Origin of the sequence: Pseudomonas sp. NY11955, from assembly GCF_048068035.1 — a bacterium.
GTDB lineage: Bacteria > Pseudomonadota > Gammaproteobacteria > Pseudomonadales > Pseudomonadaceae > Aquipseudomonas.
Window position 1 is genome coordinate 288,311 of the sequence record NZ_JBLUPS010000006.1, and the last position, 13,611, is coordinate 301,921.

General features: G+C 62.4%; 9 protein-coding genes. 4 read left to right on the forward strand and 5 right to left on the reverse strand.

Annotated features, from left to right (window positions below):
* Positions 1 to 39 precede the first annotated feature (39 nt).
* Positions 40 to 1,599 (forward strand): threonine ammonia-lyase, biosynthetic, encoded by a 1,560-nt coding sequence (ilvA, locus tag ACNFBR_RS14195; protein WP_416735479.1) that lies wholly within the window; start codon positions 40 to 42, stop codon positions 1,597 to 1,599.
* A 305-nt stretch (positions 1,600 to 1,904) separates the two neighbouring features.
* Here the strand turns inward: ilvA and ACNFBR_RS14200 are convergent, their stop codons facing one another.
* The 4 genes from ACNFBR_RS14200 to ACNFBR_RS14215 form a co-directional block, all read right to left on the reverse strand.
* Positions 1,905 to 3,086 carry a hypothetical protein gene (locus ACNFBR_RS14200; protein WP_416735480.1) on the reverse strand — a complete coding sequence of 394 codons (1,182 nt, stop codon included), beginning with the start codon at positions 3,084 to 3,086 and terminating at the stop codon, positions 1,905 to 1,907.
* Positions 3,087 to 3,149: 63 nt separating this feature from the next.
* Positions 3,150 to 3,617 (reverse strand): VOC family protein, encoded by a 468-nt coding sequence (locus tag ACNFBR_RS14205; protein WP_196177081.1) that lies wholly within the window; start codon positions 3,615 to 3,617, stop codon positions 3,150 to 3,152.
* A 110-nt stretch (positions 3,618 to 3,727) separates the two neighbouring features.
* The gene (locus ACNFBR_RS14210) at positions 3,728 to 5,347 is read right to left on the reverse strand and encodes an NADP-dependent glyceraldehyde-3-phosphate dehydrogenase (protein ID WP_416735481.1); all 1,620 of its coding nucleotides are present in this window, start codon (positions 5,345 to 5,347) and stop codon (positions 3,728 to 3,730) included.
* 147 nt (positions 5,348 to 5,494) lie between these two features.
* Positions 5,495 to 9,322, reverse strand: coding sequence for a dermonecrotic toxin domain-containing protein (locus tag ACNFBR_RS14215; RefSeq protein ID WP_416735482.1), 3,828 nt, complete (start codon positions 9,320 to 9,322; stop codon positions 5,495 to 5,497).
* A 323-nt stretch (positions 9,323 to 9,645) separates the two neighbouring features.
* Between ACNFBR_RS14215 and ACNFBR_RS14220 the strand changes: the two genes are divergently transcribed.
* The 3 genes from ACNFBR_RS14220 (at position 9,646) to ACNFBR_RS14230 (ending at position 12,818) form a co-directional block, all read left to right on the forward strand.
* Positions 9,646 to 10,800, forward strand: a complete 1,155-nt coding sequence (locus ACNFBR_RS14220) for a hypothetical protein (protein WP_416735483.1) — start codon at positions 9,646 to 9,648, stop codon at positions 10,798 to 10,800.
* A 72-nt stretch (positions 10,801 to 10,872) separates the two neighbouring features.
* The gene (locus ACNFBR_RS14225) at positions 10,873 to 11,991 is read left to right on the forward strand and encodes a glycosyltransferase family 61 protein (protein WP_416735484.1); all 1,119 of its coding nucleotides are present in this window, start codon (positions 10,873 to 10,875) and stop codon (positions 11,989 to 11,991) included.
* Between the two features lie 44 nt (positions 11,992 to 12,035).
* Entirely contained in the window at positions 12,036 to 12,818 is a 783-nt protein-coding gene (locus ACNFBR_RS14230) for an AraC family transcriptional regulator (RefSeq protein ID WP_416735485.1), read from the forward strand.
* Here the strand turns inward: ACNFBR_RS14230 and ACNFBR_RS14235 are convergent.
* A complete protein-coding gene (locus tag ACNFBR_RS14235; RefSeq protein ID WP_416735486.1) occupies positions 12,797 to 13,396 on the reverse strand; it encodes a LysE family translocator in 600 nt (199 codons plus the stop codon). The two genes, ACNFBR_RS14230 and ACNFBR_RS14235, sit on opposite strands and share 22 nt — an antisense overlap.
* Between the last annotated feature and the right edge of the window lie 215 nt (positions 13,397 to 13,611).

The window sequence follows — 13,611 nt, forward strand, 5'->3', positions numbered from 1 at the left end:
TGACTCCTGGGCAACGTGAAAACAGCCAAGGAGTCATCGATGACCAGCTTCAGTGTCCCGCGCACTACCGTCACCCCCCAGCAACTGCTGTCGGAGCAGGTGCGGCGCATTCTTGCCGCGCCGGTGTACGACCTGGCCATTGAAACGCCCCTGCAGGCCGCGCCTGCCTTGTCTGTCAGCCTGGGTAACCAGGTGTTGCTCAAGCGCGAAGACCTGCAGCCGACGTTCTCGTTCAAGATCCGTGGTGCCTACACTCGCCTTTCGCGTCTAACCCGCGCGCAGCGTGAGCGCGGGGTGATCACCGCTTCGGCGGGCAACCATGCCCAGGGCGTGGCCCTGGCGGCATCGCACCTTGGCATGAAGGCCACCATCGTCATGCCTACCACCACGCCATCGCTGAAAGTGGAGGGCGTGCGTTCACGCGGTGGGCACGTGGTGCTGCACGGCGAGAGCTTTCCGCACGCCCTGGCCCATGCATTGAAATTGGCCGACAGCGAAGGCGCCACGTTCGTACCACCTTTCGATGACCCGGACGTGATTGCCGGGCAGGGCACCGTGGCCATGGAAATCCTCCGCCAGCGCCCGGGTGCGCTGGACGCCATCTTCGTGCCGGTGGGCGGTGGCGGCTTGATTGCGGGTATCGCCGCTTACGTGGAGTACCTTCGCCCGGAGGTGAAGGTGATCGGCGTCGAGCCGGAAGACTCCAACTGCCTGCAGGCCGCCATGGCGGCGGGCGAGCGGGTGATCTTGCCGCAGGTCGGCACCTTCGCCGATGGCGTGGCGGTGGCGCAGGTCGGTGCCCATTGCTTCGAGCTGTGCCGGCACTTCGTCGACGAGGTGGTGACGGTGAGCAGCGACGAGCTGTGCGCGGCGATCAAGGACATCTACGACGACACCCGTTCGATCACCGAGCCTTCCGGGGCCCTGGCTGTGGCCGGGATCAAGAAGTACGTGGCACGTGAGGGTGTGCAGGGGCAGACCCTGGTGGCCATCGACTCCGGGGCCAATGTCAACTTTGACCGCTTGCGCCATGTGGCCGAGCGGGCCGAGCTGGGCGAGCAGCGCGAGGCGATCATCGCCGTCACCATCCCGGAACAGCCGGGCAGCTTCCGCGCGTTCTGTCAGGCGCTGGGCAAGCGGCAGATCACCGAATTCAACTACCGCTACTACCCCGGCAAGGAAGCGCGCCTGTTCGTGGGGGTGCAAACTCACCCTGTGCACGACCCGCGCGAGCAGTTGCTGGCCAACCTGCGCGAGCAGGGTTACAACGTGCTGGACCTGACCGACAACGAGCTGGCCAAGCTGCATGTGCGCCACACCGTGGGTGGGCACGCTGCGCCAGGGGCAGATGAACGGGTACTGCGTTTCGAGTTCCCCGAGCGGCCTGGGGCGTTGCTGGGCTTTTTGGAGCGGTTGGGCAAGCGTTGGAACATCAGCTTGTTCCATTACCGAAACCATGGGGCAGCGGAGGCACGCGTGTTTGCGGCTTTGGAAGTACCGGAGGACGAGTTGCCGAGGTTGCCGTTGGCGCTGGATGAGATGGGGTATCGGTATTGGGATGAGACGGATAACCCAGCGTACAAGCTGTTTCTGGGTTGAGCTAACTGACCTCGGGTCTTCAGCGCCTGGTAGATCGAGCGCCGCCCGCGCGGCGCATCGCGAGCGAAGCTCGCTCCTACATTTTTTTCGGGCCAATTATTCCTGTGGGATTTGCGCGCGATCCCCTTGGCGCATGGCTGGATATTGCGTCGTATTGGCAAGGCGGTCGCGCGCGTCTGCCACAGGATTGACTGGCCCGAAACAAATGTAGGAGCGAGCTTCGCTCGCGATGCGCCGCGCGGGCGGCGCTCGATCTAACAGGCGCTAAAAAGGCCCGGGCGAGCACCCGCCAGCCTCAATGGTATTCAACGTTCACGCATGAAAAAGCCGGCGACGAACTTGCGGAAAGTTTCCAAACTTTTGAAGTCGGCGTAGCGCTTGAAGTTCTCGGTATCTGGCTCGGGGCCAATGGGCTGTTCGAGCAGTGACACTGACAGCACCCGGTCCTGGTCCGAGGTCATCACCAGCTCATCCATCACCTGCCCGCCAATTACCGGCCGGCGCATCTGCACTTTCACGCCCTTGCTCGCCATCCAGTCGATCAGCGACACCAGCGCCTTGAGCGGCTCGCGTTCTTCGTCGCGGTACACCGGGAACAGGTGTGCGCGCGACAGTACCGGTACGCTGGCCACATGGATCAGCTCGTAGAAATGGCTACCGGCGCTGGTCGGCGAGTAGATCATCAGAGCCAGCAACGGCCCGGTGGTGCGGCTGCCGCCCCAGTACAGGTGATGCCCCTGAAAGTCGAAGCCATCGTCACTGCGGTTGTTGAACAGCTTGCGCCCTTTGATCTGGTCGACGCAGTCCAGCAGCAGGCCGTGGCGGCGATGGTTGCCGAACACCGAGGCTTCGCGCAGGCGGGACTTGAGCATCATCATGTGCTTCATGTCCAGGCGGGTTTCCAGGTAGTTGCTGGCGGGCACCCGTTCCAGCAGCGGGTAGCGGCTGGCCACGCTGCGCAGTTCGGCGAATTGCCCGGTCAGGTCCTTTTTCAGATGGGTCGCGTAAAGGTTCAGACCACTGGTTTCGATCCAGGTGAGCAGCAGCGACAGCAGGCGCTGTTGTTCGCGCCGCTCGCTGCCATCGCCACCGGCAGTGGCTGTGCTTGCGCGGAAGTCGCCGATCAGGCGCAACGGTGTATCAGGCGCCAGCCAGGCGGCGGGGGGCGCGGGGTCAGTTTCGCGCTCGGCCGCTTCCCGCTCGTCCTTGGTGAACGGGCAGCCAGGCGCGTGCTCGGCGGTGCCTGGGTTGTTCTTGAGAAACAGCGTGCCGGTGTTGCCGTTAAGGGTGACATTGAGCACCGGCAAGGCGTCGCTGCGGCAATCGCAGGCCAGCCACTGGTTGGCATTGCGCACCTGCACCAGCAACTGGTTGGCCTGCAGCAGGCGTGGGCCGACCAGGCTGCCGGTGGCAAAGCCGACCAGCAGCTCTTCTTCGGCGGGGGTCAGGCTGCGCACCTGGGCGGCGGTTTTGTCGATGATTCGCATGAAGCAGCTCCAAGCTACGAGCCTAAAGCTTCAAGCAAAGTCGCGCCGCTTTCAACTTGCCGCTCAGTTACCGCCGAACATCTTCGCGGCGCGGGCGCGAATTTCGTCGGGGGTGAGGTCCTCTTTGTGGGTGGAGACGAACCAGATGTTGCCGAACGGGTCTTTCAGGGTGCCGCTGCGGTCGCCATAGAACTGGTCGGTCAAGGGGTGCAACTGGGTGCCGCCGGCGGCCAGGGCCTGGGCATAGACCTTGTCGCAGTCTTCGACATACAGGTGCAGACCCACGCCTGCGCCGCTGAGCTTCTGGCTGGCGGTAAGGCCGCCTTCCATGTCGCAGGGGTCGCCCAGCATCAGCGACGAATCACCGATTTTCAGCTCGGCATGGCCAACGCGGCCGCCTGGGGCATCGAGGCGGAACATTTCCACTGCGCCAAAGGCCTTCTTGTAGAACTCGATGGCCTTGGCGGCGTCGTTGATGGCCAGGTATGGGGTGATGCTGTGCTGGCCTTCGGGGATGGGTTTGGCTGCCATGTTGGACTCTCCTGTGCAATGGGCGCCGAGGGGCGCCCTGTTGCTTAGAGTCGTTTGCACAGATGGAAAATCGACAGTGATGCTAGATCGATTAGTTATAAGAGCGGCCGTCAGAAGATGTAGTCGGTGGTCAGGAAGCTCGACTGGCGGTTGCGGATGATTTCGCTGATCAGTGCCTTGTTGGCCTCCTGGAAACGGGTGGCGACCAGGGTGCGGATGGAGAACACACGCAAGGCGTCATGCACGGACAGCGTGCCCTCGGCGCTGTTCTTGCGGCCGTTGAACGGGTAGGTGTCCGGCCCGCGTTGGCATTGTGCGTTGATGTTGATACGCCCGACCTGGTTGGCGAAAATGTCCACCAGGCTGCCGATGGTCGCCGGGTCGTTGCCGAACAGGCTCAGTTGCTGGCCGTAGTCGGAGTCCAGCACATAGTCGATCACGGTTTGCAGGTCACGGTAGGGCACCACCGGCACCAGCGGGCCGAACTGCTCCTCATGGTACACGCGCATTTCCTGGCTGACCGGGTACAGCAAGGCCGGGTAGAAGAACGAGCCGCGGCTGTGCCCGCCACCTTCGTTGAGTACCCGCGCGCCTTTGGCCGTGGCATCGGCGACCAAGCCATCGAGGTAGTCGACCTTGCCGGGCTCGGGCAGCGGTGTCAGCGCCACGCCTGGCTCCCAAGGCATGCCGGGTTTGAGTGCTGCCAGTTTGCGCTGGAACTTGTCGAGGAAAGCCTCGACCACGTCTTCGTGCACGAACAGGATCTTCAGCGCCGTGCAGCGTTGGCCGTTGAACGACAGCGCACCGGTAACGGCTTCTTCGACGGCGTTGTCCAGGTCGACCTGCGGCAGCACGATGCCCGGGTTCTTGGCATCCAGGCCCAGTGCGGCGCGCAGCCGATGCGGGCGTGGGTGCAGCTTCTTCAGGTCGCTGGCGGCCTTGTGGGTGCCGATGAAGGCGAATACGTCGACCTTGCCGCTGGCCATCAGCGCGCTCACCGTCTCCCGGCCGCGGCCATAGATCACATTGATCACTCCCGGCGGGAAGCTGTCGCGGAACGCCTCGAGCAACGGGCGAATCAGCAGTACGCCGAACTTGGCCGGCTTGAATACCACGGTGTTGCCCATGATCAACGCCGGAATCAGCGTGGTGAAGGTTTCGTTCAGCGGGTAGTTGTACGGCCCCATGCACAGCGCCACGCCCAAGGGGGCGCGGCGGATTTGGCCGAGGGTGCCTTGTTCCAGTTCGAAGCGGCTGGAGCGGCGGTCGAGGTCCTTGAGGGCGTTGATGGTGTCGACGATGTAGTCGCAGGTGCGGTCGAATTCCTTTTCCGAATCTTTCAGGTTCTTGCCGATTTCCCACATCAGCAGCTTGACCACGGCCTGGCGCTGCTCACGCATGCGTGCGAGGAAGGTTTCGACGTGCTGGATACGCTCGGCCACGCGCATGTTGGGCCAGGCACCACGGCCTTTGTCGTAGGCCTGGACGGCGGCGTCGAGGGCGGTGAGCGCGGTGTCGGCATCCAGCAGCGGGGCGCTGCCCAGAATGACCTGTTGCTCCGTGTCGCCTTGCTTGAGCCACACCGGGCTGCGCACCGTGGCCAACGGGCCGTCCCAGCGCCTGAGTTCACCGTTGACCAGGTAGTCGCGTTGTTCCAGGGGGGCTCCCAGGCGCCAGGTTTCCGGGATGTTCTCGGCGCTGGGGAAGAGTGAATCGAGCAGACGGTCCATGGGTACTGCACCTCACATTACAGGGCGGGTTTCGAGCCGGGTGAATCGCTTCAGCTTCGAGCATGCACCGGCGGCGGAAAAAACACCAGTCTGGCTCAATGGCAGAGCAAATGCCTGCCGATGCGCCGGCAGGCACCGCGAGCATGATCAAAGCGGCAGGTTGAACAGGTTGATCGGCGGGTGCGTGAGCCATTCCTCGCGCAGTACTTGATCGGTGTCGATCGCTGTCAGTCGTCGCCAGAATTCCCTGCGGGCATGATTTGGCTGCGACAGGAACGGCTCTTGCTCGAGCAATGGCCGTAGGTCACGGCGAAATTGCAGGGGCAAGCGTTGCCACACTGCAGCTTCTGCCGGGCCTGTGTCGTCGAAGAACTCCAGGTAGTCACTTTCGCAGACCAAAAGATCGACACCGTGGGCGGCGTTGTAGGCCTCGATTTGCTCCAGCGCAGCTTGGCTCAGCCACTGGCTTTCAAGGCTGAGGGTTTCAGCTACCGGGCGTGGGACGTTGAAGGCGACAGGCAGTTGCTGGAACCGGTTGGACGTAAGGTCTAGCACCAGAGGTTCACTGATCAGGCCCAGGCCTCGAGGCAATTCGGTAAGTGCACAACCGGACAAGAACAGGGTCCTGAGCCTGGGGAACCGACCCAGGTCAGGTGCCTGAAGAAGAGGGTTGTCGGTCAAGTCAAGGGCGCCGATCTGGCTGAACTGGTTGAGCGTTCGTTGGGCCTGGCTATCCCAGGTGACGCGGTTGCTGTCCAGGTCCAACCACAGCAGCTGCTCGGGGTTGGCCACTTCAGGCAGGCGCTGGAAACGGCAGTTGGTCAGCAACAGGCGCTTGAGGTTGGGGAAGCGCTCGTGGAATTGGGCTGGGAGGTGGCTGAGCAGCCGATTGTTGCTGAGGGAAATGTGTTCGATGTGGGCGAAACCGTCAGGCAGGGGGAGGCTCGCCAGGTCCTCGTTGCTCAGATCGAGGCTGGACAGGTCGAGGCTGAAGATGCGCCCACTGCGTCCGTAAGGCAGCCAGGAAAGGCGGCGCCAGGCGTTGATGATTGGGCCGATTGCCCGGTGGCGCTGGTGCGGGTTTGATGCGTCGGGCGTTGCCCATTGCCGCAGGTCGCGGCGAAGGGTGTCCAGACCTTGCTGCAGGTCTCGCAGCCGCTCGGTGGGAGAGCGCAAGTCATGCAGGTCGTGGTCTTCCAGCTCGTCGTCCAACCAGTCGGTGAATTCCTCATCGGTGGCGTTGGGGAAGATGCGGCGGTAAGCCGCTGCCAGTGAACCGGCCTGGAGAGGGGCCGCTGGCAACGGCTCCAATGGGCGGCCACCGCGCAGCCAGCTTTGTGCTTTGCGCTGCCGGAGGGGCGCGCCCCAGAGCCGGCGCGCCAGCACAGGTCGGTATTCGTCGAGCCACGTCAGCACATGCTGGCGCACCACGTTGCCGTTGCTTTGTGCAATGCCGAGCGCCTCGCGCTGCATGCGTGGCAGCGCCTGCTCCACGGCACGGCACAAGTCCGGGTCACACTGCGCAGACGCCGGCCGCTCCCCCAGATCGGCCTCGTAGCCTTCGGCAGTCTTGATCACCCGGCACAGGGTGGTGGCCTGTTCACTGCCGACGTAGTTCAGCGTAGGGCCTTGCGGGCTGTTGGCACGCAACTCGAGGCGCAGGTCAGCAGGCCACTCGGGCATGGCGTCCAGTGCACTGAACAGCAGGCGCTCGCTGTCAGTGCTGCAGCGCGCAGGTTGCACCACGTCCTCAAACGCACGTACCAGCGGCAGCTCACTGTGAGCTTGTTCGATCTGTTGGCTGAGTACGTTGGGCAACTTGCCGCGCGCTTGCCAGGTGAGTAATTCGGCATCATCCAGCAGTGCCAGCAATCGCCTGGCCAAGGCTGGAGAAAGGCGAGGGTAGGCCGTAAGCAGTTGTTGCGTTGCAGGGGCGACAGCCGCTTTGCCGTTGTAGAGCTGGTCGAACAGGTGCGGCGCTGCTTTTGCACCCATGGCTCGCACCTCGGCCTGTACCGCCATGCGTTGCAGGGTGTCCAGCAACAGCGGTGGGGTTGGCAGGTTTTGCAGGTGCACTTGGCGCAAGCGCTCGGCGTCGATGCCGCAGATGCGTCCGGCCTGTTCCAGTTGCTGGGGTGTAAACGCTGAGAATGGCTCACCCAGACGCCGTGCAAGTGTTGCGAAAGGCCACTGGGCGGGCTGTTCATGCTGGCCACGCCAGGCACCTTGCCCATTGTGTTCCAGCGGTGGTTGCCAGGCATCCGGCGTGTCCGGGTGCAGGATGCGCCATTGCTGCAGCGTGTCGTCGAAGCGTTGTTGGTAAAGATGGCCATCCAGGCGGATGAACAGCCGGCCCTCGTGCAGGTATTGGCCTTGTGCGTTTGGCTGCAGGTGCTCTGGCAGTTCCATGTGACTGCGGTAAGGGGCCAGGTCCTGGTTCCAGAGCTTGTAGCCGCCGTCGTTGCCGGGCACTTCCTGGAGGTTTTCCAGCAGCGGGCTGCTGAACAGTTTGGGGACCACGCGGCCTGCTACGGCAAAGCCGCCCATCAGGGCCAGATTCAGGCCGACTGCTTGCAGATGGCGCAGGGCAAGGTGGCGGTCGCCTTCCTGCCAGGCCTCGTAGCCTTCGAACGCTTCGCCCAGCAGTTGGCAGGCTGTAACGGCCAGCATCAAGGTGCCTACGCCTGGTATGAAGAAGCCGGCAACGCTCAGCGCATCCCAGCCAAGGCTTTCCCATTCTTCCAGGCGCTTGGTACGGGCGTTGCTATCGGCCGTTGCCGTCGGTACCGCAAGCAGGCTGGCTTCATGCTTGAGGCGGGTCAGGTGCTGGTCCTGATAGTAGCCAAACGGTTCTGCCGCGATTACCTGGCGTGTCGGGCGCAAGTCCACTTGCACTGCGCGCTGCCAGGGGCGGTCGAAGGCAGCGCTGCCGGAAGCGTCGAGGTTCTGTTGCAGAAGGTCCAGAAAGTGCGCTCGCTCATCCAGCCTGATGTAATCGGTAAATGCCTGGCGCGCAGCGGGCTCCAGCAGCAACGTCGCCAACGCCTCATGCACCGCTTCAAGATCGTGGCATTGTCGCAGCGCAGGGTCGTGCCCGGGCAAGAACAACGCAAGCCCCGCGCTGCCCACATCGATGAGCATGACTTCGTGCAGGAGGCTGCCGAATAGCGCTAGCTGCCAGCACATCACGTTTTCGCCTTGCAGCAGCCTTTCGATTTCGTCACGGGCGCTGCCACTCAGCAGATGCCGCAGGTAGGCAAGGTCGGCCGCTAGCCGCAGGCGGTCTTGCTGCACGCGTATGGCGTGTGCGCGAACGCCGGGGTGGTCGAAGTGTCGTGACAGGTGGCGCTGGTAGGCGCCACCCAGGTCCAATCCCCGGCACAGTGTGGCGAAGGCTTCGGGAGCCAGTGGCAGCCGATCTACTTGGTAGTGCTCCGATTTCAGGGCAAATCGCGCCACCGGCACTTGCATGCCCATGGGGGCGTACCCTTGAACCTGAATGGCCGTGACATGGATGTTGTCCTTCAGCGCGATAGCGCTCTGGGAGGTGAACACTTCGTCATCGGCGAAATTCTGCAGGGCAGCCTGTAACAGATTGTCGCGACGATGGCTGTAGAGATAGCGCAAGCCGACCCAGTGCCAGTTGTGTTCAACCCGAAGCAGTTGGCTGTTGCGCAGTGGTGCGTCAAGGCCGTGCTCGGCGAGGCGCGCTTGCAACAATGGCTCGGCGAATTCGGTGATTTGTTTGAGGCCCTTGAGTGAGCGGGCCAAGGTAGCTTGCGAGCGGATCAGGCGTGCCTGGCTGGTGTGTACTGCCTGGCGCAAATCTGGCGCGGCGTTGGCGAACCAGTCCTGCTGTTGCCATGCGTTGGCCTGGGTTTGCTGCAACGCCGCCCACTGTTCGAGCGTTGCTTGATGGGCCCAGTGGGGCAGCTGCGCCTCCATCAGGGCTTGATGTGGGATGTTGGCAGGCATGTTGATGCTCCATTTATGCAAAGAAGGCATCAAACGCTAATTATCAATAGCCAAGTGGTAGTGGGGTATCGTGCAAGTGGGCACGCTTATAGCAAAGTTCCGTGGATGAAGGCTTTCTGTGCGGGTTATTTGACGCCATGAAACTTAAGCTAAAGTCAGCCAGGAGCCGCTTGCCAAAGCCTTTTCGGGCATCTTAAATTGTTACTGAATGTGATAAGAAAGTTTCAGGGCAAACTATAAAAATCAATGTGTTAAGTGTTTTTGCTGGATTTTTCTATCTTTACGATTGGCCATAGAGCACTTCAAAGGACGTCGAAGAAGAAATGAAAGAGACTCTGACAGCTGTGGCGCGGAAGCTCCTGTCGCCCTCCAGGCGCTACGAATTGAGGCTTTTGGCCAGCAAAGTGCGGGAAACCATGGCGCGTGCCTGTTTCTGGCGTTGGGAAGTCGCCCGGTTTCGCCCGCAGCAGGAGAGCCCTTACGAAATCCTCTACATCGGCCGCAAGCAGCAACGGGAAATGGCCAAGCTGCTGATCGGCGGCAAGGGCCAGGGCAGCGCAGCGATCGTGGACGGTGCAAGTGCCACGGCGGCTGCCAACCATGTGGTGGTCATCAGCGAAATGCCCACGTCGGGGGCGCTGTCAGTGCCGCACTACCTGAGCGCCGTGGTGCCGCTGGGGCGCCCGCTGGAAGACATTACTGCCCGCTACGACAGCGAACTGCGGCGTAGCATTCGCAAGAACCGGCCGCTGTATCACATGCGCCAAGCCATGTCGGACGAAGAAATCGCCATGGCCGACCGGGACCTGCTGCGCCCTTATGCCACGGCCAGGCAGGGCATTCACGCCGCGCAGTTCCCTACCGAAGAGGTGTTCCGTATTGCCAAGAGTGTCGGTCGGCTTGACTTGATCATGCTGGGCGATGAGGTGATCGGCTGCCACCTGGGGTGCGAAGTGGTGCGCGGCGGCAAGCGTTACTGGAGCACCTTGCGCTTTGGTTATTGCGAGGCGGTGTTTTCCGACGCGAAGAGACTGCGCGAGGTGAATTCGATCACCACCTTCATGGCGCTTGAGTGGGCACTTGAGCAGGGCTTCGATTACTACGACATCGGCCTGTGTCTGGCACGCCCGGACGACGGCCTGCTGAAATGGAAGCGCCGCCGCGGGGGCGATATCGACTCGCTGGGTAACCATGCGTACCTGTTTGTCCGCCTGCCCAAGACCGGCACGGCGAAGTTCTTGTGGGACACACCGATGTTCGCGGTAGAAGGCGACAAGCTCACGTTGCATCTGGGGCTGCCAGATGGGCCGAGCGATGAGGAAGTTGCCAGCCGCTATCACGAAATGGTGTTTGGCGGCCTGCACAAGATTTATCTCTACGGTGGCGACGGTGCAGGTGAACCGTTCGTGGAAACGTTACGCAGCCGTTACGCCAGCTTGCAGTCACCGCCCACCATGCAAAGGGTCACGTGCAGCTGAGTGGCAACCCGGATGCATTGATAGGGCGCTTCGCGCCAGGTTTTAGGCTCCGTCATCAAGGGAGGACGCTTCATGGGAAGCGACATCTCGCAGTTCAGTGCATCGCCCGCAGCCAAGCAGCACACCTGGACCTTGGCCGCCTACCGCTACATGGCGCGCAAACGGCTGGGCAAGAACACGGCCATCGACCTCAAGAGCATTGCCACCAAGAGCTGGGACATTGCCCCGGGCGAAGTCACGGTTTCGCCGCCGGCCTTTTTTTTGCCGGGCCAGCTGGAGCGGGTGACAGGCTGGGAGGGAAAGCGTTTCTATCCCTACGTGCACCCGGCGCGCACCATGGAAGGCGGTGTCAGTACGCTGCAAGGGCCAACCCGCGGTTACCTGATCAAAGATGTGTGGCTGGTCGATGGGGCGTTGTACAAGGGCAAGGCCAGCCATTGGCTGTCGCTCAAGCCAAGTCCGTTCCCGACCATCATCGTCGACAATGAAATCGACCGCGCGGCTATCTACTGCACGCAAAACGGCAATTCGTGGTTCGGCACCTGGCTGATGGAGGACTGCCCGACCTATGCGCTGGCCTGCAACGAGGGCATCCCGGTGACCACCGCACCTTCGGTCAAGTATCCGCTGTTTACCCAGGCACCGGCCTATGAAGACTGGCTGGACATGAAACCGCTGCGCCTGCGCAGCGCGTTCTTCCGTGAGCTGGTGCTGTTCGATGACCAGAGCAACAACCGCAGCCGGCATGCCCGCTACCGTGCCATGGGCGACAAGCTGCTGTCGCATGTGCCGCATACGCAGCATCCCGGGGTGTTCCTGCTGCGCGGTGGTGATGGCGACCTGCGCCTGTTGCGCAATGAACTGGAGCTTGCCGAGCACTTGCGGGTCACCCGTGGTTTTCGCATCGTCAACCCGCTGAAGTCCGACCTGCCGAGCATTGTTGCGGCCTGTGCCGGTGCCAAGGTGGTGATCGGGGTCGAGGGTAGCCAGCTGGTGCACGGGGTGAATGTGCTGCAGGCTGGCGGTTGCCTGCTGACCTTGCAGCCGCCGAACCGCTTTGTCAGTTACTACAAGTACCTGACGGATCGTGACCACCAGCATTTTGGCTTCGTGGTCGGTATACCGGAGGGTGACGGTTTCAGGATCGATATCGGCGAGGTGGAGCGCACGCTGGACCTGTTCCCGCGATAAGTGTTTAGTATCCGGCTACATGGCAGCGGCGGGCGGGGCGAAGGATGATCGAGGTATCACAGTTCTGGCGCGACCCTGCGTTGCCGTTCGTCGAAGCCCGAAGGGTAGGGGACGGGCGCAAGGTGTGCTACGCCGCACACTCCCACGAAAGCTTTTCCATCGGGGTTATCACGGGTGGGCGCAGCACTTACCTCAATGCCGGTCAGCGCGTGGAGGTGGGTGCGGGTACCACAGTGTTGATGAACCCGGGCGTGGTGCATACCTGCAACCCTGTTGCCGGGGAATCGTGGTCCTATCTGATGCTGTTCGTCGACCAACCTTGGTTGCAGGCATTGGGGTTTGCCTTGCCAGTGCAGACCTGGAGCCGCTCGCCTGTGTTGTACCAGCGCCTTTTGCAAGCCTTTGCCGACCTGTTCGATGCCAGCGTGCCCGATCGCGAAGCTCGCCTGGCGGCCCTGTTCAGCGGATTGCCGGATTTACTGGGTAGCAGTGCCGGTGTGAGTGCCGAGGGCAACCCTCGGCTGGAGGCGGCGGCAGCATTCATACGCGCCCATCGCAGTGACCCGCTGAGCCTTGAGGACATCTGCGCGGCCTGCGGCCTGTCACGTTCCTACCTGATTCGTGCGTTCCGCCAACGTTTCGGCCTGACCCCGCATGGCTACCTGCTCGACCAGCGTGTGCAACTGGCCCGGGCGCGGCTGCGCCAGGGCTGGGCGATTGCCGAAGTGGCGCAGGAGGCCGGGTTTGCCGATCAGGCGCACCTTCAGAGGGCATTCAAGCAGCACCTGGCGGCGACGCCAGGGCATTACCGCAATGCACTTGGCTGAATGATCAGGTAAATCGCACTGGCTACCAGCAACACGGCCAAACCTCGATTCAGCAAGCGCATATGCCTTGCGTTGCCCAGGTACTGGCGAATCACGCTCCCGGCCCACGCCCAGCAGGCCACCGAGATGAAACAGACTGGCCCATAGATCCAGGTGAACAGCCACAGCAAGTGCTGTTCGCCACCGGTGTAGGCGCCAACGCCGGCGACTGCAGCCAACCAGGCTTTGGGGTTGAGCCACTGCATTACCGCGCCGTGCCAGGCTGATGGGGCTGGGGTCGGGTGTCCGTGGCCCAGGTTGCCATCGTCACTGGCCAACTTCCACGCCATGTACAGCAGAAACGCTACGCCGCCCCAGTGCATCAGCAGGCTCAGCAAGGGCCAGCGCAACAGCAACTGATGCAGCCCCAACCCGACCAGCACCAGCAACAGGCAGAAGCCCAGTGTGGCACCGGCCACATGTGCCAGGCTGGCGCGTAGGCCATGGCGGGCACCGCTGCCCAGTGCGACGATGTTGACCGGGCCGGGGGAGATCGAGGCTGCCAGTGCGAAGGCGGCCATGGACAAGGAAAGGCTCATGAGGGGGATCCGTCGGGTTAAAGGAGGGCTTCATCCTCGGCTATCCCCTCGCGAGGGTATTGAACAAAAGTACCCATGCCTATCCACGAAGCACGCGATGCATTGCTGTTACAGGTTTTGTAATAGTTTTGCGCTACTACGGAAACCTGCTGTGCTTGTAGCATCACCCTCCCAATTTGTTATCAAGGTCTATATGAGCACCTTCGCGGAGCCCC

Excerpts from the sequence above, each read along its gene's own strand:
- ACNFBR_RS14225 (WP_416735484.1), top strand. The coding sequence starts at position 10,873 with ATGGGAAGCGACATCTCGCAGTTCAGTGCATCGCCCGCAGCCAAGCAG.
- ACNFBR_RS14215 (WP_416735482.1), bottom strand. The coding sequence starts at position 9,322 with ATGCCTGCCAACATCCCACATCAAGCCCTGATGGAGGCGCAGCTGCCC.
- ACNFBR_RS14200 (WP_416735480.1), bottom strand. The coding sequence starts at position 3,086 with ATGCGAATCATCGACAAAACCGCCGCCCAGGTGCGCAGCCTGACCCCC.
- ACNFBR_RS14220 (WP_416735483.1), top strand. The coding sequence starts at position 9,646 with ATGAAAGAGACTCTGACAGCTGTGGCGCGGAAGCTCCTGTCGCCCTCC.
- ACNFBR_RS14210 (WP_416735481.1), bottom strand. The coding sequence starts at position 5,347 with ATGGACCGTCTGCTCGATTCACTCTTCCCCAGCGCCGAGAACATCCCG.
- ilvA (WP_416735479.1), top strand. The coding sequence starts at position 40 with ATGACCAGCTTCAGTGTCCCGCGCACTACCGTCACCCCCCAGCAACTG.
- ACNFBR_RS14230 (WP_416735485.1), top strand. The coding sequence starts at position 12,036 with ATGATCGAGGTATCACAGTTCTGGCGCGACCCTGCGTTGCCGTTCGTC.
- ACNFBR_RS14205 (WP_196177081.1), bottom strand. The coding sequence starts at position 3,617 with ATGGCAGCCAAACCCATCCCCGAAGGCCAGCACAGCATCACCCCATAC.
- ACNFBR_RS14235 (WP_416735486.1), bottom strand. The coding sequence starts at position 13,396 with ATGAGCCTTTCCTTGTCCATGGCCGCCTTCGCACTGGCAGCCTCGATC.